Below are 24,069 nucleotides of genomic sequence, written 5' to 3'. Positions count from 1 at the left end.
GAGGTCAGACGGTAACAGTGACGATCCTGGTGAATTCCGCGAGTAGGTCGTAGCCGTCCCACACCGGCGCGAACTGCAACGCCGAACCGAAGGGCACCAACCGGTCCACGCCGGGCAGTTTCCGCGCGAAATCGGTCAGCTCCGCGCGGGAAAAACCGAAATGAGTGATGGTCTGGTCGCGCCGGACGACTTTCGGTACCAGTTCGTCCAAACTGGACACCCTCGATTGGGTGACAACCCCCGCGCCGAGCCAATCGCGGACCACGTCGGGTGTTTCGAGGGTGGTCAGGGCCGGACCGTCGAAGGCGATCCGGGTCGCCACGCCGTCGGCCGCCACACCGTAGGCGCCGACCCGGTTCTGCACCGCCATCGCGGGCTCCGGCGCCGGCGCGATCGAGGCCAGCAACGACCGGAACTCCGCCGCGGGCGGGCCGCCGACCCAGTACACGCCGCGCGGGGACGCGCACGCGGCCTGGTCGAACCAGAACACGTCGTTGCGGAACCCCTCGACCGCCGCCCGGCGCTCGTCCGCCGACGCGCGCGCCCAGCCGGCCGCCGAGATCACCGCGAACGACGAGCGATCCGGGAACGTCAGGTCCCGCGCGTGCGGCGCCAGCTCGAACCTCCGCAACGCGCGCACCGTCGCGTCGCCGCCCCAGAGCACCCGCAGGTCCGCCGCCGCCGACAACGCCGCCGTCACCGCGTCGTCGCGGTCGTAGGTGACGATCCGCTGCGACGCGGCCACCACGGGGTCCACATCGGACAACGCGTCCAGCACCGCGGCCGAGGCGCCCGCGGACCGGGGCGACAGGCGCACGACGTTCCGGTTGCCCGCCAGCGCGGACAGCGCCCACGAGTACACGAAGATGGTGTCCACATTGGCCGGTGGCACGTGGAACACCAGGCCACGCGGCAACCGCAGCTCGTCCCCGTCCAGCCGGGCCAGCGCGCGCCGGATCTCGCCCCGCCGCAGGAAGAACCCCAGTGAGGCCAGCTCCGGGTACGCGCGAGCCACCGCCGGGGCGAGCAGCGCGCGGGCGAACCGGACCAGGAAGTCCACGACCCGCTCGTCCCCCACCTCCAGCGCGGGCGCCGAGCGCACCTCGTCCAGCAGGCGGTCCACCTCGACCGGCCCCGCGGCCGGGAAGAGCTGCCTCATGCGGCCCGCGCCTGGAACGTGTCCGAGCAGCCCCGCGCCTCCGCCTTCGGCAGCCGGCCGAGCACCGAGAACCGCTTGCCCGGCCGCTCGCCGTCGTCGATCCCGTGGCACACGCCGAGGTCCTCGGTCAGCAGCACGTGCCCCGGGTAGGACCGCGGCAGCGTGCTCACCACCTCGATCACGCCCGGCACCCCCACCGGCTGCTCGGCGAAGGTCACCGGATCGCGGATGATCACGTCGGCGAACTCCGGGCAGTACAGGCCGTCCCCGGCCGCGCCCTCGACGAACACCGTGCCGATCTGCTCGACCATCCCGTAGTAGTTGTGGATCCGCCGCAGCCCGGTGTCCTCGGCGAAGGCGCGGCGGAACGTCGCGTTGTCCACCGCCTGGTCGGCGAGCTTCTTCCAGCCGCCGGAGTGCAGCAGGATCCCGTTGGACAGGTCGAACCCGTGCTCGCGCGCCATCCGGTACAGGTACCGCCACACCATGAAGGTGAACCCGAAGACCAGGAACGGCTCGCCGCCGTGGCGCGCCAGGAACCCGCGCACCGCCTCGACGTCCGGCACGTCGTGCTCGTCGAGGACGTAGACGTGCTTGCGCCCGAAGTTCGCCATGCCCAGCACCCCGGCGCCGCGCGCGGAGAACGTGCGGCGGTCCTTGATCACGCCGATCGTGTCGACCACCAGCATCGGCAGCCGCTGCGGGCCCAGGACCGTCCGCAGCGTCTCCGCCAGGTGCTTCGTCTGCGCGGCCGCGGCTTCGCGGTCCAGGAAGATCCGCGACGGCTCGCCGGTGGTCCCCGACGACGTGAGCACCTTGAACACCGCCTCGTCCGGGATGCTCTTGAGCGCGTGCGTCTTGAACAACCGGACCGGCAGCCACGGCAGGTCGGCCACGCTGTCGAACGACGACCCGGCACCGAGCGCGGACAGGATCCGGTCGTACTCCGGGCAGCGCGCCCGGTGGTGCGCGGTGAGCGCGGTCAGCTCGGCGAGCAGGCTCATACCCGCTCCGCCAGCGCCTGGTAGTCGATCTTCCCGCTGGCCAGCAGCGGGATCGTGTCGATCGAGCGGACGTCGAACCCGGACGCGTGCAGGTGCAGCCGGTCGGACAGCGCGCGGGACGCGGCCTTGCACGTCTCCGCCGGAACGCCCTCGGCGAACAACACGACCTTGTCGTCGGCGGGCACCGCGGCCACGATGTCGATGCCCAGCCCGGTCGCGCGGGTGGCCGCCTCCAGGTCGTCGAGGCTGATCCGGTTGCCGAACACCTTGCCGATCCGCTTGAGCCGTCCGGTGACGAACAGGAACCCCTCCTCGTCGAGGTAACCGAGGTCACCGGTGGGCAGCACACCGCCGCACTCGTCGCCCAGCGCGAGCTGCTCGGCGGTCGAGGCGTAGCCCATCATCACGTTCGGCCCGCGGTAGACGATCTCGCCGCTGATCTTGGGGTGCGTGGTGTCGCCGCCGTCCGGGCGGCGGATGGCGAACTGCCCGCCGGGCAGCGCGGGCCCGACCGAGCCGATCTTCTCGGCGAGCCGCTCGGACGGCATGATCGCCATCCGCGGCGCGGCCTCGGTCTGGCCGTACATCACGAACATCCGCCCGCCGGCCGAGCGCATGAGCGTGTCGAACTCGGCGATCAGCTCGGGCCGCATCCGCCCGCCGGCCTGGGTCAGCGTGTGCACGCCGGGATTGGCGGACGGGTCGAACTTCAGCCGCCGCAGCATCTCGTAGTGGTAGGGCACCCCGGCGACCGACGTGCACTCGTGCGCGGCCACGGCGTCCCAGAACCCGCGGCCGAGGATGCCCTCCCGCTCGACGACGACGGTCGCGCCGCGGACCAGGTGCGAGTTGAGCACGGACAGGCCGTAGCTGTAGTGCAGCGGCAACGTGGTGGGGGCGACCTCGCGCTCGTCGATGCCGAGCACGTCGGCGATCGCGTGCGCGTTGGTCAGGATCGCGGTGCGGGACAACCGGACCAGCTTCGGGTTGCCGGTCGAACCGCTGGTCGGCAGCAGCACGGCGAGGTCGGGGTGCGGGCGGATACCACCGGGGTCGAGGCGCAGCCAGTGCCCGTCCGCGGTCCGGTACCCGGACGGCGGTTCCGCCGCGGGCGCGCCGAGCACGGCCGCCGGGCAGAACCGCTCGATCAGGCCGGCCAGCACCGGGACGTCCAGCGCCGGGTCGATCAGCGCCACCGCCCGCCCGGCCCGCACCGCCGCGACGTAGGTGAGCACGCTGTCCAGGTCGACGCCGGTGCGGGCGAACAACACGCCGTCCGGCAGCGCCGCGAGTTCCTCGGCCCGCCGCTCGACCTCGCCGGTCAGCGCCGCGCCGCCCAGTTCCGCGCCGGTTTCCGCGTCGACGAGCCGCGCGCCGGGAGCCAGCAGGGTCACAGCACCATCCCTCCGTCGACGCCGAGCACCTGACCGGTCACGTAGGACGCCTCGTCGCCGGCGAGGAACGCGATCGCGTTCGCGACCTCCTCGGCGCGGCCGCGGCGCCCCAGCGCGGTGTCCGGATCGGCGAGCCCGGCGGTCATCTCGGTGTCGATCACGCCCGGCGCCACGGCGTTGACCCGGATGCCGAACCGGCCCAGCTCCTTCGCCGCGCTCTTCGCGATGTTCGCGACCGCCGCCTTCGACGCCGCGTAGACCGTCTGACCGGCGGCGCCGCGCTCGCCGACGACCGAGGCCAGCACCACGATGGCGCCCGAGCGGGCGCGGGTCATCGCCCGCGCCGCCGCCTGCACCGTGTGGATCGTGCCCGCCACGTTCGTCGACAGGACCGCCTCGACGTCGCCGACCATGCCCAGCACGCCCTCGGCGTAGATCCCGGCGTTGGCGACCACCACGTCGAGCCGGCCGCGCTCCTTGGCGGCGGCGCGGACGACGGACGACACGGCCTTCGCGTCGGTGACGTCGAGGGCGACCCCGGTGACCTGCCCGGGGACCGACGCCGCGACCTCCTTCGCGCGTGCCTCGTCGCGTCCGGTGAGCACCACCGCCGCGCCGGCCGCGGCGAGCGCGCGCACGGTCGCCAGTCCGATGCCGCGGGTGCCGCCGGTGACCAGCGCGACCCGCCCGCGCAGGTCAGGCACCCGCCAGCTCCGCCACCAGCTTCCGCGCGACCTGGAAGCTGCTCAAGTCGATCACCTGGTCGGTCTCCAGCTCGATGTCGAACTCGTCCTCGATGGCGGCGACCAGGCTCATGTGGCCGACCGAGTCCCAGGCCTCGATCCCGCGGTAGGTCAGGGCGTCCACGTCGACGTCGCCGCCGAGGTCGAGCGCTTCGGTGAAAACCTTGCGCAGCCGGGTCTCGATGTCCACGTCTAGTCCTTCCGGTCGTTCCACGCCTGCACCAAAGTAGAGACGCCGCCGGGGAGCCGGTCCAGCAGCCCATCGGGTGGAATCGGCCCGGCCCCCTTGAGCCACGGCTCCAGCGCGGCGATCTGCCGCTCGTCGAGGCCGAGCCGGGTCAGGCCGACCACGTTCAGGCCGGTCACGCGCGCCGGGTTGCCGACGGCGACGGTGAACGCGCCGACCTCGCGGCGCACCGCGGATCCCATGCCCACCATGGCGCCCGGGCCGATCCGCACGTGCTGGTGCACGATCGCGCCCATGCCGAGGTTGGCGCGCGACCAGATCGCCGTGTGCCCGCCGAGCACGACGTTCGACGCGAGCGTGACGTGGTCGCCGATCTCGCAGTCGTGCGCGACGTGACTGCCGCGCAGGTAGTACCCGTTGTCACCCAGACGTGTGCTGCGCCGGGTGCCCTGGTGGACGCTCACGTACTCGCGGATCCGGTTGCCGCTGCCGATCCGCACCCCCGCGCCGACCGGTTCGTCCTCCCACGACACGGGATGCGGACCGGTGCGGTCCTCGGCCGGAGTGCCGATCGTGACGTGTGGACCGATCCAGTTGCCGTCCCCGATCACCAGCGGCCCGGCGAGCACGGCGTAGGGTCCGACGACGTTGCCGTCGCCGAGTTCGACTCCGGGCCCGAGTACCGCAGTCGGGTGGATGCGGTTTACCACGCGAGATCCATTCGTACAGTCTTACGGACGCCTGAGCCGATCACAGTAAAGGAACGCCGCGCCCATGATCCCCATCACCGCGGTCGACGTCCGCGACGCCGAATCCCTCGTGGTGGAGGTGCTGCGGTCGGGGACGCTCGCGCAGGGCCCGATGGTCGCCCGCTTCGAGGACGCCTTCGCCCGCGCCGCCGGCACCGCGCACGCGGTCGCCGTGAACAGCGGATCCGCCGCGCTCACCGCCACGCTGCTGGCGTTCGGGCTGGGCCCCGGCGACGAGGTGATCACCTCGCCGTTCACCTTCGTCGCGACGCTCAACGCGATCCTGGCGACGGGCGCGACGGTCCGGTTCGCCGACATCACCCGCGAGGACTTCGCCGTCGACCCGGACGCGGTCGCGGCCGAGATCACCCCGGACACCCGGGCGATCCTCCCGGTGCACCTCTACGGCCAGACCGCCGACCTGGGCAAGCTCGCCCCGCTCGCCGAGGAGCACGAGCTGTACCTGGTGGAGGACGCCGCGCAGGCGGTCGGGGCGACCTTCGCCGGACGGCCGGCCGGATCGTTCGGCGTGGGCTGTTTCTCGTTGTACGCCACCAAGAACGTGACCACCGGCGAGGGCGGCGTCATCACCACCGACGACGCCGAGCTGGCCGACCGCCTGCGCGTGCTGCGCAACCAGGGCATGCGGACGCGCTACTCCTACGAGGTGCCCGGGCACAACTACCGGATGTCCGAGCTGCACGCCGCCGTCGGCATCCCGCAACTGGACAAACTGGACGAACTGATCGCGGCCCGGCGGCGCAACGCGCGGCAGCTGTCCGTCGGCCTCGCCGGGACGCCCGGGCTGGCGGTGCCCGCCGAGCTGCCCGGCCGTGAGCACGTGTGGCACCAGTACAGCGTGCTGATCGGCCCGCACGCGATGCTCGCCCGCGACGAGCTGGTCGCCGAGTTGGCCGCGCGCGGCATCGGGACCGGCGTGTACTACCCGAAGCTGGTCTTCGACCACGACTGCTTCCGGGAGCACCCGCAGATCCCGGCGGTGTCCCGGCAGGACTTCCCGGTGGCGCTGAAGGTCACCGAGGAAGTCCTGTCGCTGCCCGTGCACCCCGGGCTGTCCGAGGCCGACGTGGACACCATCGTGCGCGAGGTGCGAGAGGCGCTCGGCGCGTGAGATACCGCGTCGCGCTGGTCGGCACCGGCAACATGGGGTCGCTGCACGCGCGTGTGCTGTCCCGCCACGACCGCGTCGACCTGGTCCGGGTGGTCGAGCCGCGCGCCGCGGCCGGGCGCGCGTGCGCCGAGCGGTACGGCACCGCCTGGACCCCCGAGCTGGGTTCGCTGTCCGATGTGGACGCCGTGGTGCTGGCGTCGGCCACCGAGACGCACCACGAGCTGGCGCTGGAGATCCTGGGCCAGGGCAAGCCGCTGCTGGTGGAGAAGCCGGTCGCGAACAGCCTCGCCGCGACCGAGGAGGTCATCGCGCTGTCGGTCGCCAGGGGCGTGCCGCTGATGTGCGGGTTCGTCGAGCGGTTCAACCCCGCCGTGCTGACCGCGCGGGCGCTGGCGACCCGGCCGGTGCACCTGATGGCCCGCAGGCACGGGCCGTACGCGCCGCGCGTCCGCACCGGGGTGGCGTGGGACCTGCTCGTGCACGACGTCGACATCGCCATCCAGTTCTTCGGCGCGGAACCGGAGCGGATCACGTCCGGCACCGGGTACTTCCACCCCGAGTCCGCCGACGGCGCGGAGGACGCGGTGGAAGCGGTGTTGTCCTTCCCGGCCGGGTTGGCGACGGTGTCCGCGTCCCGCGTCGGGCAACGGAAGGTGCGGTCGCTGGTGATTTCCGAACTCGACCGGCTCATCGAACTCGACCTGCTGCGCCGGGACGTCACCCTGTACCGGCACGTGTCGCACGACGCGGTCACCCCGGACGGGCTCGGCTACCGGCAGCAGGCCGTGATCGAGATCCCCGAGCTGGTCTCGGCCGCGGAACCGCTGGCCGCGCAGCTGGACCACTTCCTGGCCCTGCTCGACGGCCGGGTGGACGTGGACGCCGAACGCGCCTCGATCCGGCCCGCGCACCGCGTGGTCGCGACGGTGCTGGAGCAGGCTTCAGCCCCGGACAGCCGGCTCCTCCACAGTGGACAGCAGTAGCAGGCCGAGCACCGGCAGCGCGATCAGCGGCAGGAGCGCGGTCCGCAGCGACGTGGCGTCCGCCAGGCTGCCCAGGACCGGGCTGGCGAGCCCGCCGACGCTGACCGTGAGGCCGAGCGTGATGCCGCTCGCGGTGCCCATCCGGCTCGGCAGGTAGTCCTGGCCCAGCGTGACGTGCAGCGAGAACGGCACGTACAGCCCGGCGGACGTGCCCGCGACGAACAGGTACAGCAGCGGCCCCGGCACGAGCACCACCCCGGCCACCGACAACGTGGTGAGCGCGTAGGACCACCGCACGACGGGGATCCGGCCGAAGCGCGCGGCCAGTCGCCCGCCGGCCACCGTGCCGATCGCGCCGCCGACGTAGAGCACGAACAACGCGACCATGCCGGCCAGGCTGCCGCCGCCGGTGCGTTGCTGCGCGTACAGCGAGACGAACGTGCTCAGTCCGATGAAGACGATCGAGCGGCACACGATGGCGCCGGACAGCTTCGCGAAGGACGCCCAGTCGTTCCGGCCGGTCCCCTCGCGCGCCTGCGCCGTGGTACCGGAGATCCGGCGGAGGGCGGCCGCGCACAACACGGCTCCCGCGGCCGCGGGCAGGGCCAGCAGCGGCGACCACGCCAGCCCACCCGTCGCCACGACGGCCGCGACGAGCAGGGGCGCGGTCGCGAAGCCGACGTTGCCGCCGAGGGAGAACCAGCCCATCGCGGTGTGGCTGCCCCGGCTCGCGATCCGGGCCACGCGGGCGGCTTCCGGGTGGTAGGCGGCGACCCCGATCCCGGAGACGGCCACGGCCGCCACGGTGAGCGCGTAGGAACCGCCGACCCCGGCGAACGCGAGGCCGAGCCCGCTGGTGAGGGCGCTGACCGGAAGCAGCCACGGCATGGACCAGCGGTCGGCGAGCGCGCCGAACAGCGGTTGCACGACCGAGGACAGCAGGGACGCGGCCAGCACGATGCCGGAGACGGCGGCGTAGGTGTAGGCGCGCTCGGCGACGAAGAACGGCACGAGCGCGGCCACCGCGCCCTGGTAGACGTCGACGCACGCGTGCCCGACCGCGAGCAGGGGGATCGTTCGCACCGGCCCATGGTCGCGGCGGCGAGGGCTGGCGCACTTCCGTTAATCTGCCAGATGATGCCGCAAACCCGCCACCTACCGCACGCGCCCACCCGGACCCAGGTCCTGGCGGCGGGCGAGCGCATCGACGCGCACCGCCACGACGACCACCAGATCGTCTACGCGCGCTCCGGCGTCCTCGCGGTCACCACGGACGCGGGCACCTGGTTCGCGCCCGGCACGCGGGCGATCTGGGTGCCGGCCGGCCGCGTCCACGCCCACCTCGCCACCGGCCGCACCGATCTGCACCTGCTCGGCCTGCCCGCGGACACCAACCCGCTCGGCCTGGACGAGCCGGCGGTCCTCACCGTGAACCCGCTGCTGCGCGAGCTGATCCTGGCCGCCACCCGCTCCCCCGGCGACGATTCCGCGGAGGGCCGGCGGCTGCGGGCGGTGCTGCTGGACCAGCGGCGGGCGGCACCGCGGGAGCCGGCCCAGCTGCCGACGCCGTCGGACCCGCGGCTGGTGGCGGTGTGCGAGCTGCTGCACGCCGACTGCGCGGACCAGCGCACGCTGGCGCAGCTCGGCGCCGCCACCGGCACGAGCGAACGCACCCTCAGCCGCCTGTTCGCCGGCGAGCTGGGCATGTCGTTCACCAGGTGGCGCACCCAGCTGCGGCTCTACCACGCACTACGCCTGCTGGCCGAGGACGTCCCGGTGACGACGGTCGCGCACCGTTGCGGCTGGTCGTCGGCGAGCGCGTTCATCGACGTGTTCCGCCGCGCCTACGGCCACACGCCGGGGGCGCACCGCCGCTGACGCCTCAGTCGATGCAGAACTCGTTGCCCTCGACGTCCAGCATCGGGATGCACGACTCGTTGAACTCGTCGGCGAGCAGCACCTGCACGCAGGTCGCGCCGAGCGGGTTCAGCCGCTCGCGCTCGGCCTGGAGCGCGGCGAGGCGCTCCTCGCCCACCAGCCCGGTGCCGACCCGCACGTCGAGGTGCACCCGGTTCTTGACGACCTTGCCTTCGGGAACGCGCTGGAAGAACAGCCGCGGCCCCACCCCGGTGGGATCGACGCAGGCGAACGCCGCACCCTGGCGGTCCGGCGGCATGGAGCGATCGAACTCCTCCCAGGAGGCGAACCCCTTCGGCGGCGGCGGGATGACGTAACCCAGCACCTCACACCAGAAGCGAGCGACGCGCTCGGGCTCCGCGCAGTCGAAGGTGACCTGGAACTGTTTGACCGACCCCATGCGCTCACCCTAGCCGCGGCTCACTCGACCGGGCGATACTCCTCCCGCGCGGCCCGCACCCGGGCGGCTTCCGCCTCGATGAACTCCTCGTCGTAGCGCTGGAAGATCCGCGCCGGGTTGCCGGCCACCAGGCAGCGGTCCGGGACGTCCTTGGCGACCAGCGACATCGGTTGCACCGTGACGAAATCGCCGATCGTGACGCCCGGCATGACCACCACCATGCTGCCGATGAAGCAGCCCTTGCCGATCCGCACCGGCTTGCGTTCGATCAGGTCGCTGCCCGGCCGGTTGTCCAGCATCATGTTCGCCAGCCAGCTGGAGTGCGTGAACACCAGCGTGCCCACCCCGATGCTGGTGTGCTCGCCGATCGTCAGGCCACCGCTGGCGTCCAGCGCCGCGCCCTCGCCGATCCAGCAGTGCTCGCCGATCTCCAGCCGCTCCGGGTCGATGATCTTCGCGCGCTCCCGGATGCGCGTGGTGTCCGGCAGGCCGAACAGGCGGGCGCGTTCGGAGTCGTTCAGGTACTGCCCGACCACCTCGGTCAGGATCCGCGGCCGCAACCGGTTGCTGCGCTCGTCGTCGAAGAACATCACCGGCCCGCCATCTTCGCCAGCACCCGCAGGTGCTCGGCCGCGCCCACGTCGAGCGCGAAGTTGTTGCGCACCAGCGCCTGCTGCCGGGCGGCCAGTGCCCGGCGCTTGCCCGGCTTGTCCAGCAGCTCGATCACGTTCGCCGCGACCGCCTCGGCGTCGTCGGGTTCGACGAGCAGGACGTTCCACCCGTTGCGCAGTTCGACGCCCGGGTAGTTGTCCTCGCCGACCGCCGCGGTGGTCGCCGTGCCGGCCGCCATCGCCTCCAGCGACGCCGTGCCGCAGCCGCCGTTGAGGTCGTGCGCCACGAGGTCCGCCGCCGCCAGGTAGGACGGCACGTCGTCCTTCGGCACCGCGCCGGTGACCACGAACGCGTCCGCGACGCCGAGTTCCCTGGCGCGCTTGAGGAACGCGTCGTGGTAGACCCGGCCGACCACCAGCACCCTGACGTCCGGGTGCCGCGCCAGGATCGCCGGCATCGCCTCGACCAGCGGCAGCCGGTTCCGCAGCGGGATGACGTGCCCGAGCGACACGATCAGCGGCCCGTCGACGCCGTGCTCGGCGCGGATGTCCTTGCGTGGCGCGGAATCCAGGTGGTCGGTGTCCACGGGGATCGGGAAGAACTCCGGATCGGTCACGCCGTACCGCCGCGCGCAGTAGTCCAGGCCCAGCTTGTCCAGGATGACGAACCGCGGCGCGATCCGGTTCAGGTTCGGCCGCACGAGTGCGGCGTCCAGCAGCCGGAACAGCCGGTCGTACCGGCGCCGTTCGCTGACCAGGAGCGTGTGGATGGTCAGCAGCGACGGCAGCCCCCGCCGCCGCGCGTACCGCCCGGCCAGCCAGGTGAGGTCGAAGAACTGGCCGTGCAGGTGCAGCGCGTCCGGACGGAACTCGTCCAGCAGGCGCCGCAACCGCCGCCGGGTCCGCAGGTGCGGTGTGACGAAGCTGAGGTCGAAGTCGATCGACCACCCGAGCCGCGGCATCCGCACCGCGGGCAGCCGCACGACGCGGTAGCCGTCACGCTCCTCGGTCTCCGGCGCGTCGGCGTAGGCCGCGGTGATCGCCAGCACCTCGTGCCCCTCGGCCGCGTACCGCTGGGCCAGCGACGCCGCCATGTGCGCGCTGCCGCCGACCCGGGGCGGGAAGAAGTTGTTGACCACGGCGATCCGCAGCGGCCGGTGCGCGCCCGCCGCGGCGCCGGGCGCGCTCACCGGTAGCTCTCGACGAGGTCGCGCATGCCCTGCTCGACGGAGATCTCCGGCGTCCAGCCGAGCACCTCGCGGGCGCGAGCGATGTCCGCGGCCCGGCGCGAGACCAGCACGTCGCGGGGGTTGAACTCGGGCTCGACGTCCACCCCGACGGCGTCGATGAGGATCTTCGCCAGCGCCGCGATCGAGGTGTCGATGCCGGTGCCGATGTTGACCGGCAGGTTCGCCGTCGCCGACTCCAGCGCCAGCACCACGGCCCGCGCGAGGTCGCTGACGTGCACGAAGTCCATCGACTGCGCGCCCCGGCCGTCGATCACCGGCGGCTTGCCCGCCCGCAGCCGCTGGATGAAGTGGTTGATCACCGACGTGTAGTACGCCTCGATCCGCTGCCCCGGCCCGTAGACGTTGAAGAACCGCAACGCGATCCAGGACAAGCCCTTCTGCCGCTGGTAGAACCGCAGCAGGTCCTCCCCCGCGCGCTTGCTGATGCAGTACGGCGTGAGCGGGTCGAGCCGGTCGTCCTCGTGCATCGGCAGCTTCTCCGGCTCGCCGTAGACCGAGGCCGACGACGCGAACACGACCCGGTCCACGCCCTCGTCCGCGGCGGCGGCGAACACGTTGTGGTTGCCGGTCATGTTGATGTCGATCGACTCGTGCGGGTCGGCGATGGACTTGTTGATCGACACCGTGGCGAAGTGGATGACGTGCGTGCACCCGCGCATCGCCTCGCGCACCGCGCCGCCGTAGCGGACGTCGGCCTCGACCAGTTCGACGCCGCCACCCGCCACGAACCCGGACACGCGGTCGCGGTCGCCGCGGGTCATGTTGTCGAAGATCCGCACCTCGTAGCCGCGCTCGCGCAGCAGCGGGACGGTGTGCGCGGCGATGAACCCGGCACCCCCGGTGAGCAGGACTCGCACTACAGCTCTCCTACGACTTCTCGGACGGATTCGATGACCCGCGCGACCTGCTCGTCGGTCAGATCGGCGTGCATGGGGAGGGCCAGGTGGCGGCGGAACAACTCCGCCGACACCGGGCACGGCTCCTGCGGCCCGTACACCGGCTGCAGGTGCGAGGCGTAGGTGCCGAACGTGCACTGGATGCCGCGGGCCCGCAGCTTCGCGATGGCTTCGTCGCGGCCGCGGTCGAGCCGCAGCAGGTACGCCTGCCACGGGTGCTCGCGGCCGGGCAGTTCCGCCGGCGTGGAGACGCCGGGCAGGCCGGCGAAGGCGTCCGAGTACCGCTTGGCGACCGCGCGCCGCGCCGCCAGCAGTCGCGGCAACCGGTCCAGCTGCACGCGCAGGATCGCGGCCTGGACGTCGGAGAGCCGGAAGTTCCAGCCGAGCTCGTCGAACTCCGGCACCGCGAGCGCCCCTTCGCGGGAGAGTGCGGGCGCGATGCCGTAGGTGTGCAGCTTGCGGGCGTGCTCGATCAGGTCCGCGCGGTCGGAGACCAGCGCGCCGCCCTCACCGGCGGTGATGCCCTTGCGGCCGTGGAAGGAGAACGCGGTCAGGTCGGCCAGGCTGCCCGCCGGGCGGCCGCGGTGGGTGGCGCCTGCCGCGCAGGCGGCGTCGGCGAACAGCCACAGCCCGTGCCGGTCGGCGATCGCCCGGTACTCGTCGTACTCGCCGGGCTGGCCGGCCACGTCCACCGGGATGATGCCGACCGTGCGGGGCGTGACGAGGGCTTCGACGGCGGCGGGGTCGGCCGCGAACGAGTCGGGCCGGACGTCGGCGAACACCGGGGTCGCGCCCGCCTGCACGACGGCGTGGCCGGTGGCCGGGAAGGTGTAGTCGCCGACGATCACCTCGTCGCCGGGCCGGACGCCGAGCACGCGCAGCCCGAGGAACAGGGCGGCGCCGCAGCTGCTGGTCGCCAGGGCGTGGGCGGTGCCGGTGGCGGCGGCGAGGCGCTCCTCGAACCGGCGGCAGGCGGGGCCGGCGCCGGCGAGCCAGCCCGACGCGAACACCTCGGCCACCGCGGCGAGCTCCTCCTCGCCGACCGTGGGACGGCCGAGCGGAACGGGTTCGGGCATCGGGCTCCTTCTCGTCGAGCGCGCAGTCTAAGCACGAGGCCCGTCACTCGATCGGGCGAACGCCCTGGTTGACGGCGTATACGCTGGGCGCGTGGTGAACCGGGTTGTCGTCGTCGGCGGCGGAATCATCGGCCTCGCGACCGCGTGGGAGCTGACCCGCCGCGGGTCCGCGGTGACCGTGCTGGAGAAGGAAGACCGGTGGGCCGCCCACCAGACCGGGCACAACTCCAACGTCGTGCACGCCGGGCTGTACTACCGGCCGGGCTCGGCGAAGGCGCGGATGTCCGTGGCGGGCAACCGGTCCATTGTGGAATTCGCCCGGGAGCACGGGGTGCCGGTCGAAGTGTGCGGCAAGCTCGTGGTGGCGACCAGCGACGCCGAACTGCCCGCGCTGGGCGTGCTCGCGCAGCGGGCCGAGGCCAACGGCGTGCCGGCGAAGCTGATCAGCGCGGCGGAGGCGCGCGAGTACGAGCCCGAGGTCTCCTGCGTGCGGGCGCTGCGGGTGGAGTCGACGGCGATCATCGACTTCCCGCGGGTGTGCACCGCGCTGGTCCGGCTGCTCACCGAGCACGGCGCCGACCTGCGGCTGGGCACGGCGGCCCGTGGCATCCGGCCGGGTTCGGCGGCGAACGTGGAGGTCGCCACCGGGGACGAGGTGCTGCGCGCGGACGCGCTGGTCAACTGCGCGGGCCTGCAGTCCGACCGGGTCGCGGAGCTGGCCGGGCTGCGCCCGAGCGCGCGGATCGTCCCGTTCCGCGGCGAGTACTACGAGCTGACGCCGCAGCGGCGGCACCTGGTGCGCGGGCTGATCTACCCGGTGCCCGACCCCGCGCTGCCGTTCCTGGGCGTGCACCTGACGCGGATGCTCGACGGCAGCGTCCACGCCGGGCCGAACGCGGTGCTGGCGCTGCGGCGGGAGGGCTACCGGTGGCGCGACGTGTCGCCGTCGGACCTCGCCGACGTGGCCCGTTTCCCCGGCTCGTGGCGGCTGGCGCGGAAGTGGGCGTACCCGACCGGGCTGGAGGAGGTGCGGCGGTCGCTGTCGAAGCGCCGGTTCGCGGCCAGCCTCGCGCGGCTGGTCCCGGCGGTCGGCCCGGACGACATCGTCGGGGCCGGCTCCGGCGTGCGGGCCCAGGCGCTGCGCCCGGACGGCTCACTGGTGGACGACTTCCTCATCGAGACCGCGCCGCACCAGGTGCACGTGCTGAACGCCCCGTCCCCGGCGGCGACGAGCGCACTGGAGATCGCGAAGTACGTGGCCGACCAGGTCGGTTGAGCAGCCCCTGCCAGGATGATCGGATGACCGACAGACCTGGCGCCACGCGGCGCACCAGAGGCATCCCGTGGTGGGTGTTCGTCCTCTCGCTCGTGCTCGCCGCCGGCGCCGGCGTCGGGATCGGCGCGCTCCTGTGGGCGGGCGACTCGCCCGCGGACCGGATGGCCAAGGAGGCGCACGACCGCTGCGTCCACGAGATCACCGTGAACTTCACCGGGCGGAACCCGGACCCGGCGATGACGGCGGCCGCGGACCGGCTGCGCGGCGACGCCCGGTTCGCGAGCGTCCGCACCCGGACCCAGCAGGAGACGTGGGCGGAGTTCCAGCGGACCTTCGCCGACCGGCCGGACCTGCTGGACAAGGCCCGGCCGGAGGCGCTGCCCGCGTCCCTGATCCTGATGACGCGCGCGGACACCACCGCCGAGCAGGTGGCCCCGGCGGTTCGGCAGCAGTTCCCGGACGCCGAGGTCCTGGCGACGGGCTCCTGCGCGCCCTAGCGCTGCGGCAGGTGCTTGGCGACCACCGGCGCCGCGCGCTCGGCCACCACGCAGGACTTGGTCTCGTCGCCCAGGTTCTGGCCCGTGAGCACGACGAACTCCGTCTCGCCGAGCTTCACGGCCAGGTTGCACAGCCAGTCGCCCATGATCGAGGAGTAGTGCTGCCAGGTGATGCCGCCCAGCTGCTTCTCCCCGACCGGCTGCGCGGCGAAGTACTCCTCCATCGTCTGGTCGGTGCCGTAGTAGGCCTGCAGCGAGTCGTCGAGGCCCGCGTCCGGGTCCAGCGACCGCCAGTCGCAGCCCGGCGGCACCCGTTGCCTGGGCTGCGCGGGGATCGGGGTGCCCGGACCGAGCCCCAGCTCGGCGGCCTCGTCGGTGGTCAGCAGCGTGCACGGGTCGGTCGAGCTGGCCGGCGCCACCGTGATCCGCCCGGGAGCCGGCTGCGGTGTCCCGCTGACCGTGGTCGTGCACGCACCGGCCAGGCCGGCCGCGGCCACCACCGCGGCGATCCGCCACCTCACTGAAAGCCTCCCCTGCGCAGGTTTAACCGCTCGGTAACTCGCGGCGTCATCGGTTTTCCCACGCCGAACCTAGCCTGGCCACCGCTGCCGGGAGAGGGGAACGCCGCGATGACAGCCGATCCGTTCGAGATCACCCTGCCGGTCCAGACCGGGATCGGTGTGGTCGCGCCGTTCGACTTCGCCCTCGACCGCGAGCTGTGGCGCTGGGTGCCCGACCACGCGTGCCTGCACACCACGCGCCTGCCCTACCTGCCCGAGCCGGTGACCGTGCAGCTCGCCGAGGCGCTGGCCAACCCGCACGGCGTCCGCCGCGCCACCACCGACCTGCTCGTCCCGGAACCCGAGGTCGTCGCCTACTCGTGCACGTCCGGCAGCTTCGTCGGCGGCGCCGCGGGTGAGGCCGCGCTGGTCGCGGCGATGCTCGACGCCGGCGCGCCGCGCGCAATCACCACCTCCGGCGCGATGGTCGCCGCGCTGGAGACGCTGGGCGCGCGCCGGGTCGCCGTCGTCACGCCCTACGTGGACGCGGTGACGGACCGGCTGGTGTCGTTCCTCGCCGAGTACGGGATCACCACCACCGCGAGCGTCGGGCTCGGCATGCTCGGCGAGATCTGGAAGACGACCTACGCCCACGTGCTCGCCGGGGTCGCCGAACTGGACACCACCGGCGCCGACGCGTTGTTCGTGAGCTGCACGAACGTGCCCACCTACGACGTGATCGAGCCGCTGCGGCAGCGCCTGGGCATCCCCGTGCTGACCGCGAACCAGGTGACCATGTGGTCGGCTCTGCGTGCCGCCGGCGTGCCCGTCGGGTGGGACCTGGGCGCGCCGGCCCGGCTGCCGACCGGGTAGGGCGAAACCCGCTGGTCGGGCTCGTTACGCTGGAGCGCATCCGTACCGGCTCGTACCTGGAGTACTGATGCACGACCCCCGCCAGCTGCTCGACCCCGAGGTGGACGCGGCCGCCAAGCTGCGCCGCCGCGGGTATGTGCTCGACACCGACCACCTGGGCAAGCTGGTGAGCAGGCGGTCCTCCGTCATCAGCGAGGGCGACCAGGCGCGGGCCGAGTCGAAGAAGGCCGCGGCCGAGGTCGGCGCCGCCGCCAAGCGCGGTGAGGACGTCACCGAGCTGCGCGAGCGCGCCCGCGAGCTGAAGAACCGGATCGCCCGGCTCGAGGAGGAGCAGCGGGAGGTCGAGGCGGAGCTGCACGAGTTCCTGCTCGGCATCCCGAACATCCCGCTCGACGAGATCCCGGACGGCGCGACCGAGGAGTTCGCCGAAGAGGTGCGCCGCGTCGGCACGCCACCGGAGTTCGACTTCGCGCCGCTGGACCACGTGGACCTCGGCGAGCGCGCCGGCATCCTCGACCTGGGCCGCGCGACCAAGCTGTCCGGCCCGCGGTTCGCGGTGTTCAAGGGCGCCGGATCGCGTCTGCAGCGCGCGCTGGCGCAGTTCTTCCTCGACGTGCACACCGGCGAGCACGGCTACACCGAGTTCAGCCTGCCCGCGCTGGTCACCCGGCAGACGATGACCGGCACCGGTCAGCTGCCGAAGTTCGAGGAGGACCTGTTCCGCACCGGCGTGGCCGACCGGGAGCTGTTCCTCATCCCGACCGCCGAGGTGCCGCTGGTCAACCTGCACGCGGGCGAGATCCTGCAGCTGGAGGACCTGCCGCTGCGCTACACCGCGCACACCCCGTGCTTCCGCTCGGAGGCCGGCTCGTACGGCAAGGACACCCGCGGGCTGATCCGGCAGCACGAGTTCTCGAAGGTCGAGCTGGTGCAGTTCGTCGAGGAGGAGCGTTCGCGCGAGGCGCTGGACGAGATCCTGTCGCACGCCGAGGCGCCGCTGCGGAAGCTCGGCCTGCCGTACCGGGTGATCAAGCTCGCGGCCGGGGACACCGGGTTCTCCGCGCAGATCACCTTCGACGTCGAGGTGTGGCTGCCCAGCCAGGGCACCTACCGGGAGATTTCGAGCGCGTCGGACACCGGCACGTTCCAGGCCCGGCGGGCGAACATCCGCGGCAAGGGCAAGGACGGCAAGCGGGCGCAGATCGCGACGCTGAACGCGTCCGGGCTGCCGATCGGGCGGACGCTGGTGGCGGTGCTGGAGAACAACCAGCAGGCCGACGGCTCGATCCGGATCCCCGAGGCGCTGGTGCCCTACACCGGGTTCGCGGTCATCAACCCGGACGGCAGCACGGCCTAGAGGAGCCTCGCCGTCTCGTCGCGGAGGCGGCGGGGCAGGTCGAGGGCGACCAGCCGGCCCAAGCCGTGCGTCGCTCCGGTGATGACCGCGATGGGCCGCTCGTCCCTGGTTTCTCCCGTCGGATATCTCAGGTGCTCGGCCGGCTCGGCCCGGTCCGGCAGGCCGTGCTCGCGGGAGAACTCGGCCTGGCCGCGCGATCGGTCACCCCGGCGGGGCATCGGGCCCTCGCGGCCGGAACCGCCGCCGGGAACGAAATCCTGTCCAGGATCCTCGGTCGCCTCGATCCGGATGACCTGTCCACACTGGACGCTCTACTGCGGGTCGTCGAAGTGGCGGCCACCGACGCGCGGGGGACCCTCACGTGAGTGATCCCCGATGGTGTCAGTTTCGCACCCCCACCGAGCCGTCTACATCCATGACGGCTCGACAACGGGGAAGGAGCAAGCCATGACTGGCACCATGCGACCGGAAGAGCTCATGGAAAACGCGGTGGTGGACTCGCACGGCCGCAAGATCGGGAAGGTCGGCACGGTCTACGTCGCCGACGACACGCAGGAACCGGAGTGGGTCACGGTCCGCACCGGGATGTTCGGGCACAAGGAGAGCTTCGTGCCGCTCCAGGGCGCCACGATGGACCGGGACGGCCTGCACGTGCGCGTCACCAAGGAAAAGGTGTCCGAGGCGCCGCAGACCGACGGTGACCGGCACCTGTCCGAACAGGAATCCGCCGAGCTGTACCGCTTCTACGACATGCCGGCGCCGCGCGGCAGCCAGGAGAACCGCGGCGGCCGCACCCGGCCGCAGCCGGGCAAGCGCGGCACGGCGGGTGAGTCGATGACCCGCTCGGAGGAGCGGCTCAACGTCGGCACCGAGCGCGTCGAGACCGGCCGGGTCCGGCTGCGCAAGTACACCGTCACCGAGGAGCAGCAGGTCAAGGTGCCGGTGACGCACGAGGAGGTCCGGCTGGAACGCGAGCCGATCACCGGCGGCGACCGCACCGGCGCGCGCATCGCCGACGAGGAGCAGGAGATCACCCTGCACGAGGAGCGGCCGAAGGTCGAGAAGGAGACCGTGCCGGTGGAGAAGGTGCGGCTGGCCAAGGAAACCGTGCGTGACGAGGAGACCGTGTCCGGCCAGGTGCGCAAGGAGCGCATCGAGATGGAGGACGACACCAAGCGGCGCAAGAACCGCTGACCCGGGCTGGGTTCCCCGGTGCCGCGCATCCCGTGCGCGGCACCGGGGCTTCCGCTACGGGAACGCGCGCGAGCCGGAGCTGTTCACCGGGGTTGACCTCGCGGCGCTGAACCCCGTGCCGGTCAGCCCCGCACGAACCGGGCGATGATGCGGCCCAGCTCCTCGCCCTGGTCCTCCTGCAGGAAGTGGCCCGCGTTCTCCAGCGTCCGGTGGTCCTGACCGGCCGCGCCCTTCAGCTCGCGTTGCAGGACCGCGGCCGCCGGGCCGGTGATGGGGTCGCTGTCCCCGAACGCGCACAGGACCGGGGTGTCCAGTTCGGACAGCACGGACCAGGCGCGGCGGTTCGCCTCGCTCGCCGGGTCGTCCGGTGTGGTCGGGACCAGTCCGGGCATCGCGCGCGGGCCGGCCTTGTACATCTCGTTGGGGAAGGGCGCGTCGTAGGCGGCGCGTTCCGCGTCGCTCAGCTTGGTGCGGCAGCCGGACTGCACGAACCGGCCGATGTCGAGCACCGGCGCCTTCTGCACGGCGTTGCGGAAGGCGAGCCACTCGTCCGGCATCGCCTGGTCGCCGGTCGGCAGGAGCGTGTTGGCCGCGACCACGCGTGCGAACCGGTCCGGGTTCTCGGCGACGACCCGCAGCCCGATCAGGCCGCCCCAGTCCTGGCCGACCAGCGTGACGTTCCGCAGGTCGAGGGCGTCGAACGCGAACGAGCGGATCCACTCGACGTGCCGCGCGTAGGTGTGGTCGGCGACGTCGACCGGTTTGTCGGAGCGGCCGAAGCCGATCAGGTCGGGCGCGATCGCCCTGATCCCGGCCTCGGCCAGGATCGGCAGCACCTTGCGGTAGAGGAACGACCAGCTCGGCTCGCCGTGCAGGAGCAGCACGACGGGACCGTCGAACGGGCCGGCCTCCACGTAGGAGATCCGGACGATGCCGTCCTGCTCGTTCTCCAGGTCGCAGTACAGCGGTGGGTAGTCGAAGTCGGGGAGGTCGGTGAACCGGTCTTCGGGAGTCCTCAGCAGGCACACACCACCCACCCTAGGGGCTTCGCGTCAGCTGATCGAGACCGCGACGACGAGACCCAGCGCCAGGTGCGCGGCCGCGACCACGATGCTGGCCGGCGCGAACACCTCGCTCTGGATGGTCCCCTTCACGTCGATCCGGGTCGACCACTCCAGCAGCCGCACCGCCAGGACCTGCACCACGATCCCGAGCAGGCCGTAGACCAGCGAGGTGATCAGGCCCTCGGTGAGGTCGCTGGCCGAGTTGAAGATCGCGATCACCACGATGAACGCCATCGACAGCATCCCGGACGCCGTGACGATCACCGCGTTCGGCAGGCCGCGGCGCACCAGGTCGGACAGCTTGCCGGGGGTCGTCCAGTCGATCGCGTAGAACCCGACCAGCATCAGCAGCAGCCCGATGACGCCGTACAGCAGGATCGCACCGATCCCGCGCACGAGATCGGAACCGAACGTCTCGGCCAGCGCGAGGGTGTGGGTCACGGGGTCTCCCAGTCAGATGGTGTGGCAGTCAGATGGTGTGGATGCTCGGGTGGTTTATCACGATTGCGGGATGCGGTGTGGGACGAACGCGGCACCGTCGTCGGTGACCAGGCCGGCCGTCTCCCGGATGCCCAGGCCGGCCGAGGTGTCGCCGACCACCCACGCGCCCAGCGCCGGGCGGAACCCGTCGAACTCGGGCAGCGGGTCGAACGCCTGGTAGACGTAGCCCTCGGCGCCGTAGACGCCGCCGGTCTCGGTCTCGTAGCCGGGCGCCACGATCTGCACGTTCGCGCCCTCGCGGCCCAGCTTGGGCTTGCGCACGTACTCGGTGAGGATGCCGGGCTGGTCGACGAACGCGGGCAGCAGGTTCGGGTGGCCCGGGTAGTTCTCCCACAGGATCGCCAGCAGCGTCTTGTTGGAGAGCAGCATCTTCCACAGCGGTTCGATCCACAGGGTCCGCGGCAGCGACTCGGCGGCGAAGCGGCCGAACTCCTCGTCCACCACCCACTCCCACGGGTACAGCTTGACCACGGTGTTCATCGGCGCCTCTTCGAGGTCGACGAACCGCTTGAGCACCGGGTCCCAGCCGATCTCCTCGATCGCCAGCCCGACGGTGTCCAGGCCGGCCTCGGCCGCGGTCTCCTGCAGGTAGGAGGTGGTGATGTGGTCCTCGCCGGTGGGGTCGGCGCTGGACCAGGTGAAGTACAGCTCGTTGCTGGGCAGCTGGCCGCGGATCTCCTGCCAGCGCTCGACGAGCCGCTCGTGCACCGAGTTCCACTGGTCGTCGTCCGGGAAGACCTCGGTCTTCCAGTGCCACTGCAGCACCGACGCCTCCAGCAGGGACGTCGGCGTGTCGGCGTTGTACTCCAGCAGCTTCGCCGGGCCGCGGCCGTCGTAGCGCAGGTCGAAGCGGCCGTAGACGTGCGGGTCGCGGCGCTTCCACGACTCCGCGATGTGCGGCCACACCCACTCCGGGATGCCGAACTCGCGGTAGCGCTCGGTCAGCACGACGTTGTCGACGGCTTCCAGGCACATCGAGTGCAGCAGCTCGACGTCGGCTTCCAGGCTGAGCACCTCGTCCATCTCCAGGACGTAGTGCACCGACTCGTCCCAGTACGGCCGGTCCTGCCCGGAGCCGTAGCGGGCCGGGGTGCCGAACACCAGCCCCTGTTCTTCGACGATGCGCTGCCAGTCCCGCCGCGGCTCGGCGGTCCCCCTCCGCACCCTAGGATCCCCCGCTCTTGCCGTCGCCGCCGCTGCTCTTGCTGCTGATGCCGAAGCCGCCGCGCTGCACGGTCTTGCCCGACTGGGTCTTGACCGTGGTGTTGCCGGACGGCGCCGTGTAGGTGCCGCCGCGCACGGGCTGGCCGACCGTGCCGGAGCCGCCGTAGTTGTAGCGGTACTGGCTGTACCCACCGCCGGGCAGCGGGATGAACCAGAACCCGGTGGCCGAGTTGTAGTACCCGCCGTGGCTGGTGGCGTAGTTGTCGTCGCAGTACTCGTCGGGCTGGACCGTGCCGTTGCCGTCGGTGCAGACCGCGCTCACCTCGTCACTGGTGCCCGCGATGTACCAGGTCGCGACGACGGCGACCAGGCCGACGGTGACGCCGCTGCCGATCAGCACCTTGCGGCGGGTGGCGGCCTTCTGCTCCGCCTGGGCGCGCGCCTGTTCGGCGGCGGCCTCCTGGCGGGCCTGTTCCTCCAGCGCCTGCCGCCGGGCGCGTTGCTCGGCCAGCGTCGGCTCGCGCCGTTTGGCCGACGACGGGTCCTGGAACCGCATCGAGCCACGCGGTGGCTGTTCTTCCGGGGGCCGCTGGCCGCCCGCACCGTCTTCTGTCATCGCGCTCACCCTAACCACCCGAGGGGTGTCTCGTCCTGCGGACGCAGGCATTATGGGACGCGATGCTCGGAGATGGAGTGGAAAAGACCACGCTGCGCACCCGCTTGGTGATGGCGGGTGTGTTTCTGGGCGCCATCCTGGCGTTGTCGCTGAGCGTCGCGTTCTCGTGGGGAGGCGCCGTCAGCGGCGGCGGCGAGGTCGAGGAGTCCCCCGAGGCGAAGGCCGCGTTCGCCGCGCCGCCCGGCAGCTGCGTCACCTGGACGATGCCGGACGTGTCGGACATCCACATCGTGCCGTGCACCCAGCCGCACCTGTACGAGGTGACCGGCGTGGTGAACATCGGCGACAAGTACCCGCCGAACGCGCCGGCGCCGACGGTCGACCAGTGGCGGGACATCGCGCTGGAGCGCTGCACCGCGGGTGTGGAGACCTACCTGAACGAGGAGCTGGACCCGTTCGGCCGGTTCACGGTCAGCGCGCTGCGGCCGGGCAACGACGAATGGGCGGACGGTGACCGCGAGATGCGCTGCGTGCTGCAGTGGGCCGCGCCCGGCGGCAAGCTGGAGCCGATCGTCGGCAACGCGGCCGGCCAGTCGCAGTCGGCGGTGTGGGAACCGGGCACGTGCCTCGCGCTGGTGGACAAGACGGTCGGCAACCCGATCGACTGCGCGCAGCCGCACTCCTACGAGATCGTCGCCACGCTGGACCTGAAGACGAAGTTCCCGAACGGCTACCCGTCGCAGAACGACCAGAAGATCTGGCTGGACACCGAGTGCAACAAGGCGGTCCAGGACTACGCGGGCCAGGTCGACCTCGCCGCGCAGAAGCTGATCCTCACCTGGGACATCCGGGAGCAGGAGAGCTGGGACGCCGGGTCGACCCTGGTGAACTGCAAGGTCGGCGCCAAGCTGGCGGACAACAGCGGCCTCGCGCCGGTCACGGGCAGCATCCGCAAGGCGGCCCCGCCCGCCGCGCCCCCGTCGAGCCCGGGCAGGTAGCCGCGTGCCGGTGGAGATGTCGAAGGCCCGGTTCGAGGAACTGGTCGCCGACGGGCTGGACGAGGTGCCGGAGGAACTGGCCGGCGCGATGGACAACGTGGTCGTGCTGGTGGAGGACCACAACGACGAGGCGCCGGACATCCTCGGCCTCTACCACGGCGTGGCGCTGACCGAGCGGACCAGCGACTACGGCGGCGTGCTGCCCGACCGGATCTCGATCTACCGGACGCCGATCCTGGCCATGTGCGACTCGGAGGAACAGGTGGTGGAGGAGGTGCTGATCACGGTGGTGCACGAAATCGCACACCACTTCGGCATCGACGACAGCCGCCTGCACGAACTCGGCTGGGGCTAACGCCCCCTCGGCAGAGGTGACCCAACAGGGTGGGCCTCGCTCGCGTTCTCCCCGTCGCATGGCTGCCACCGAGCGCCGAAAACAGGCCCTGTCCAGGGCGCGCAGCGTTCACTTCACCCTGGACAGGGCCTGTTTTCGGTGCTTCCCTGCGGCCGGGCCACGGGGAGAACGCG

General features: G+C 72.2%; 28 protein-coding genes. 10 read left to right on the top strand and 18 right to left on the bottom strand.

Annotated elements, in window-relative coordinates; translation table 11 throughout:
* Positions 1 to 4: 4 nt before the first annotated feature.
* The 6 genes from D0D28_RS04400 to D0D28_RS04375 are packed head-to-tail and all read right to left on the bottom strand — an operon-like array spanning position 5 to position 5,197.
* The gene (locus D0D28_RS04400; RefSeq protein WP_094003545.1) at positions 5 to 1,159 is read right to left on the bottom strand and encodes an acyl-CoA reductase; all 1,155 of its coding nucleotides are present in this window, start codon (positions 1,157 to 1,159) and stop codon (positions 5 to 7) included.
* Positions 1,156 to 2,163 carry an acyl-protein synthetase gene (locus D0D28_RS04395; RefSeq protein ID WP_094003544.1) on the bottom strand — a complete coding sequence of 336 codons (1,008 nt, stop codon included), beginning with the start codon at positions 2,161 to 2,163 and terminating at the stop codon, positions 1,156 to 1,158. Before D0D28_RS04395 ends, D0D28_RS04400 begins: the two co-directional genes overlap by 4 nt.
* Complete coding sequence (locus D0D28_RS04390; protein WP_094003543.1) at positions 2,160 to 3,557, bottom strand: AMP-binding protein; 1,398 nt, start codon at positions 3,555 to 3,557, stop codon at positions 2,160 to 2,162. The genes D0D28_RS04395 and D0D28_RS04390 overlap by 4 nt, the downstream gene beginning before the upstream one ends.
* Complete coding sequence (locus tag D0D28_RS04385; RefSeq protein WP_369806748.1) at positions 3,554 to 4,252, bottom strand: SDR family NAD(P)-dependent oxidoreductase; 699 nt, start codon at positions 4,250 to 4,252, stop codon at positions 3,554 to 3,556. The genes D0D28_RS04390 and D0D28_RS04385 overlap by 4 nt, the downstream gene beginning before the upstream one ends.
* 1 nt (position 4,253) lies before the next feature.
* On the bottom strand, positions 4,254 to 4,490 hold the full coding sequence (locus D0D28_RS04380) for an acyl carrier protein (protein WP_094003541.1): 237 nt from the start codon (positions 4,488 to 4,490) through the stop codon (positions 4,254 to 4,256).
* Between the two features lie 2 nt (positions 4,491 to 4,492).
* Positions 4,493 to 5,197, bottom strand: coding sequence for a UDP-N-acetylglucosamine acyltransferase (locus D0D28_RS04375; protein WP_094003540.1), 705 nt, complete (start codon positions 5,195 to 5,197; stop codon positions 4,493 to 4,495).
* Between the two features lie 64 nt (positions 5,198 to 5,261).
* Between D0D28_RS04375 and D0D28_RS04370 the strand changes: the two genes are divergently transcribed.
* Both D0D28_RS04370 and D0D28_RS04365 read left to right on the top strand, forming a co-directional pair.
* Positions 5,262 to 6,368 carry a DegT/DnrJ/EryC1/StrS family aminotransferase gene (locus D0D28_RS04370; protein ID WP_116109812.1) on the top strand — a complete coding sequence of 369 codons (1,107 nt, stop codon included), beginning with the start codon at positions 5,262 to 5,264 and terminating at the stop codon, positions 6,366 to 6,368.
* The gene (locus tag D0D28_RS04365; protein WP_094003538.1) at positions 6,365 to 7,351 is read left to right on the top strand and encodes a Gfo/Idh/MocA family protein; all 987 of its coding nucleotides are present in this window, start codon (positions 6,365 to 6,367) and stop codon (positions 7,349 to 7,351) included. Before D0D28_RS04370 ends, D0D28_RS04365 begins: the two co-directional genes overlap by 4 nt.
* On the opposite strand, the gene D0D28_RS04360 is transcribed toward D0D28_RS04365, so the two are convergent.
* Positions 7,310 to 8,434 carry an MFS transporter gene (locus tag D0D28_RS04360; protein ID WP_116109811.1) on the bottom strand — a complete coding sequence of 375 codons (1,125 nt, stop codon included), beginning with the start codon at positions 8,432 to 8,434 and terminating at the stop codon, positions 7,310 to 7,312. The genes D0D28_RS04365 and D0D28_RS04360 overlap by 42 nt on opposite strands.
* A gap of 54 nt (positions 8,435 to 8,488) precedes the next feature.
* On the opposite strand from D0D28_RS04360, the gene D0D28_RS04355 reads away from it, so the two are divergent.
* Positions 8,489 to 9,229: an AraC family transcriptional regulator gene (locus D0D28_RS04355; protein ID WP_116109846.1), complete on the top strand. Its 741-nt coding sequence runs from the start codon at positions 8,489 to 8,491 to the stop codon at positions 9,227 to 9,229.
* A gap of 4 nt (positions 9,230 to 9,233) precedes the next feature.
* On the opposite strand, the gene D0D28_RS04350 is transcribed toward D0D28_RS04355, so the two are convergent.
* Genes D0D28_RS04350 through D0D28_RS04330 form a run of 5 tightly spaced genes read right to left on the bottom strand, consistent with a single transcriptional unit; the run spans position 9,234 to position 13,501 of the window.
* Positions 9,234 to 9,668, bottom strand: a complete 435-nt coding sequence (locus D0D28_RS04350; protein ID WP_116109810.1) for a VOC family protein — start codon at positions 9,666 to 9,668, stop codon at positions 9,234 to 9,236.
* A 20-nt stretch (positions 9,669 to 9,688) separates the two neighbouring features.
* Complete coding sequence (locus D0D28_RS04345; protein ID WP_116109845.1) at positions 9,689 to 10,258, bottom strand: acyltransferase; 570 nt, start codon at positions 10,256 to 10,258, stop codon at positions 9,689 to 9,691.
* Positions 10,258 to 11,469: a glycosyltransferase family 4 protein gene (locus D0D28_RS04340; RefSeq protein ID WP_430732342.1), complete on the bottom strand. Its 1,212-nt coding sequence runs from the start codon at positions 11,467 to 11,469 to the stop codon at positions 10,258 to 10,260. Before D0D28_RS04340 ends, D0D28_RS04345 begins: the two co-directional genes overlap by 1 nt.
* Positions 11,466 to 12,386: an NAD-dependent epimerase/dehydratase family protein gene (locus tag D0D28_RS04335; protein WP_116109809.1), complete on the bottom strand. Its 921-nt coding sequence runs from the start codon at positions 12,384 to 12,386 to the stop codon at positions 11,466 to 11,468. Before D0D28_RS04335 ends, D0D28_RS04340 begins: the two co-directional genes overlap by 4 nt.
* Positions 12,386 to 13,501, bottom strand: coding sequence for a DegT/DnrJ/EryC1/StrS family aminotransferase (locus D0D28_RS04330; protein WP_116109808.1), 1,116 nt, complete (start codon positions 13,499 to 13,501; stop codon positions 12,386 to 12,388). The genes D0D28_RS04335 and D0D28_RS04330 overlap by 1 nt, the downstream gene beginning before the upstream one ends.
* Before the next feature lie 64 nt (positions 13,502 to 13,565).
* On the opposite strand from D0D28_RS04330, the gene lhgO reads away from it, so the two are divergent.
* Both lhgO and D0D28_RS04320 read left to right on the top strand, forming a co-directional pair.
* On the top strand, positions 13,566 to 14,777 hold the full coding sequence (gene lhgO / locus D0D28_RS04325) for an L-2-hydroxyglutarate oxidase (protein WP_346009474.1): 1,212 nt from the start codon (positions 13,566 to 13,568) through the stop codon (positions 14,775 to 14,777).
* A 23-nt stretch (positions 14,778 to 14,800) separates the two neighbouring features.
* Positions 14,801 to 15,274, top strand: coding sequence for a permease-like cell division protein FtsX (locus D0D28_RS04320; protein WP_094003534.1), 474 nt, complete (start codon positions 14,801 to 14,803; stop codon positions 15,272 to 15,274).
* On the opposite strand, the gene D0D28_RS04315 is transcribed toward D0D28_RS04320, so the two are convergent.
* Complete coding sequence (locus D0D28_RS04315; RefSeq protein ID WP_116109807.1) at positions 15,271 to 15,795, bottom strand: DUF3558 family protein; 525 nt, start codon at positions 15,793 to 15,795, stop codon at positions 15,271 to 15,273. The two genes, D0D28_RS04320 and D0D28_RS04315, sit on opposite strands and share 4 nt — an antisense overlap.
* A gap of 108 nt (positions 15,796 to 15,903) precedes the next feature.
* Between D0D28_RS04315 and D0D28_RS04310 the strand changes: the two genes are divergently transcribed.
* The gene (locus tag D0D28_RS04310) at positions 15,904 to 16,647 is read left to right on the top strand and encodes a maleate cis-trans isomerase family protein (RefSeq protein WP_116109806.1); all 744 of its coding nucleotides are present in this window, start codon (positions 15,904 to 15,906) and stop codon (positions 16,645 to 16,647) included.
* A gap of 67 nt (positions 16,648 to 16,714) precedes the next feature.
* Entirely contained in the window at positions 16,715 to 18,004 is a 1,290-nt protein-coding gene (serS, locus tag D0D28_RS04305; RefSeq protein ID WP_116109805.1) for a serine--tRNA ligase, read from the top strand.
* Here serS and D0D28_RS04300 read toward each other — a convergent pair.
* Positions 18,001 to 18,222 (bottom strand): hypothetical protein, encoded by a 222-nt coding sequence (locus D0D28_RS04300; protein ID WP_116109804.1) that lies wholly within the window; start codon positions 18,220 to 18,222, stop codon positions 18,001 to 18,003. The genes serS and D0D28_RS04300 overlap by 4 nt on opposite strands.
* 229 nt (positions 18,223 to 18,451) lie before the next feature.
* On the opposite strand from D0D28_RS04300, the gene D0D28_RS04295 reads away from it, so the two are divergent.
* Entirely contained in the window at positions 18,452 to 19,198 is a 747-nt protein-coding gene (locus tag D0D28_RS04295) for a DUF2382 domain-containing protein (RefSeq protein ID WP_116109803.1), read from the top strand.
* A gap of 122 nt (positions 19,199 to 19,320) precedes the next feature.
* On the opposite strand, the gene D0D28_RS04290 is transcribed toward D0D28_RS04295, so the two are convergent.
* From D0D28_RS04290 to D0D28_RS04275, 4 genes are read right to left on the bottom strand one after another with little or no spacing between them, the layout of a single operon-like run.
* On the bottom strand, positions 19,321 to 20,226 hold the full coding sequence (locus D0D28_RS04290) for a haloalkane dehalogenase (RefSeq protein ID WP_116109802.1): 906 nt from the start codon (positions 20,224 to 20,226) through the stop codon (positions 19,321 to 19,323).
* A gap of 24 nt (positions 20,227 to 20,250) precedes the next feature.
* Complete coding sequence (locus D0D28_RS04285) at positions 20,251 to 20,703, bottom strand: DUF350 domain-containing protein (protein WP_094003528.1); 453 nt, start codon at positions 20,701 to 20,703, stop codon at positions 20,251 to 20,253.
* A 57-nt stretch (positions 20,704 to 20,760) separates the two neighbouring features.
* Positions 20,761 to 21,927, bottom strand: a complete 1,167-nt coding sequence (locus D0D28_RS04280) for a glutathionylspermidine synthase family protein (RefSeq protein ID WP_116109801.1) — start codon at positions 21,925 to 21,927, stop codon at positions 20,761 to 20,763.
* 1 nt (position 21,928) lies between these two features.
* Positions 21,929 to 22,543 carry a hypothetical protein gene (locus D0D28_RS04275; RefSeq protein ID WP_240323089.1) on the bottom strand — a complete coding sequence of 205 codons (615 nt, stop codon included), beginning with the start codon at positions 22,541 to 22,543 and terminating at the stop codon, positions 21,929 to 21,931.
* Positions 22,544 to 22,605: 62 nt separating this feature from the next.
* On the opposite strand from D0D28_RS04275, the gene D0D28_RS04270 reads away from it, so the two are divergent.
* Positions 22,606 to 23,541, top strand: coding sequence for a septum formation family protein (locus D0D28_RS04270; RefSeq protein WP_233157050.1), 936 nt, complete (start codon positions 22,606 to 22,608; stop codon positions 23,539 to 23,541).
* A 4-nt stretch (positions 23,542 to 23,545) separates the two neighbouring features.
* Entirely contained in the window at positions 23,546 to 23,896 is a 351-nt protein-coding gene (locus tag D0D28_RS04265) for a metallopeptidase family protein (protein ID WP_116109799.1), read from the top strand.
* Positions 23,897 to 24,069 lie beyond the last annotated feature (173 nt).

This window comes from Amycolatopsis ruanii, assembly GCF_003385175.1.
GTDB classification, from domain to species: Bacteria; Actinomycetota; Actinomycetes; order Mycobacteriales; family Pseudonocardiaceae; genus Amycolatopsis_E; species Amycolatopsis_E thermalba.
This window is presented reverse-complemented; position numbering and strand designations above follow the sequence as displayed.

Bases quoted from the DNA above. Each gene is read 5' to 3' on its own strand.
- D0D28_RS04400 (WP_094003545.1), bottom strand. From the start codon at position 1,159: ATGAGGCAGCTCTTCCCGGCCGCGGGGCCGGTCGAGGTGGACCGCCTG.
- D0D28_RS04395 (WP_094003544.1), bottom strand. From the start codon at position 2,163: ATGAGCCTGCTCGCCGAGCTGACCGCGCTCACCGCGCACCACCGGGCG.
- D0D28_RS04370 (WP_116109812.1), top strand. From the start codon at position 5,262: ATGATCCCCATCACCGCGGTCGACGTCCGCGACGCCGAATCCCTCGTG.
- D0D28_RS04355 (WP_116109846.1), top strand. From the start codon at position 8,489: ATGCCGCAAACCCGCCACCTACCGCACGCGCCCACCCGGACCCAGGTC.
- D0D28_RS04350 (WP_116109810.1), bottom strand. From the start codon at position 9,668: ATGGGGTCGGTCAAACAGTTCCAGGTCACCTTCGACTGCGCGGAGCCC.
- D0D28_RS04345 (WP_116109845.1), bottom strand. From the start codon at position 10,258: ATGTTCTTCGACGACGAGCGCAGCAACCGGTTGCGGCCGCGGATCCTG.
- D0D28_RS04330 (WP_116109808.1), bottom strand. From the start codon at position 13,501: ATGCCCGAACCCGTTCCGCTCGGCCGTCCCACGGTCGGCGAGGAGGAG.
- D0D28_RS04320 (WP_094003534.1), top strand. From the start codon at position 14,801: ATGACCGACAGACCTGGCGCCACGCGGCGCACCAGAGGCATCCCGTGG.
- D0D28_RS04310 (WP_116109806.1), top strand. From the start codon at position 15,904: ATGACAGCCGATCCGTTCGAGATCACCCTGCCGGTCCAGACCGGGATC.
- serS (WP_116109805.1), top strand. From the start codon at position 16,715: ATGCACGACCCCCGCCAGCTGCTCGACCCCGAGGTGGACGCGGCCGCC.
- D0D28_RS04300 (WP_116109804.1), bottom strand. From the start codon at position 18,222: ATGCCCCGCCGGGGTGACCGATCGCGCGGCCAGGCCGAGTTCTCCCGC.
- D0D28_RS04295 (WP_116109803.1), top strand. From the start codon at position 18,452: ATGACTGGCACCATGCGACCGGAAGAGCTCATGGAAAACGCGGTGGTG.
- D0D28_RS04275 (WP_240323089.1), bottom strand. From the start codon at position 22,543: ATGACAGAAGACGGTGCGGGCGGCCAGCGGCCCCCGGAAGAACAGCCA.
- D0D28_RS04270 (WP_233157050.1), top strand. From the start codon at position 22,606: ATGCTCGGAGATGGAGTGGAAAAGACCACGCTGCGCACCCGCTTGGTG.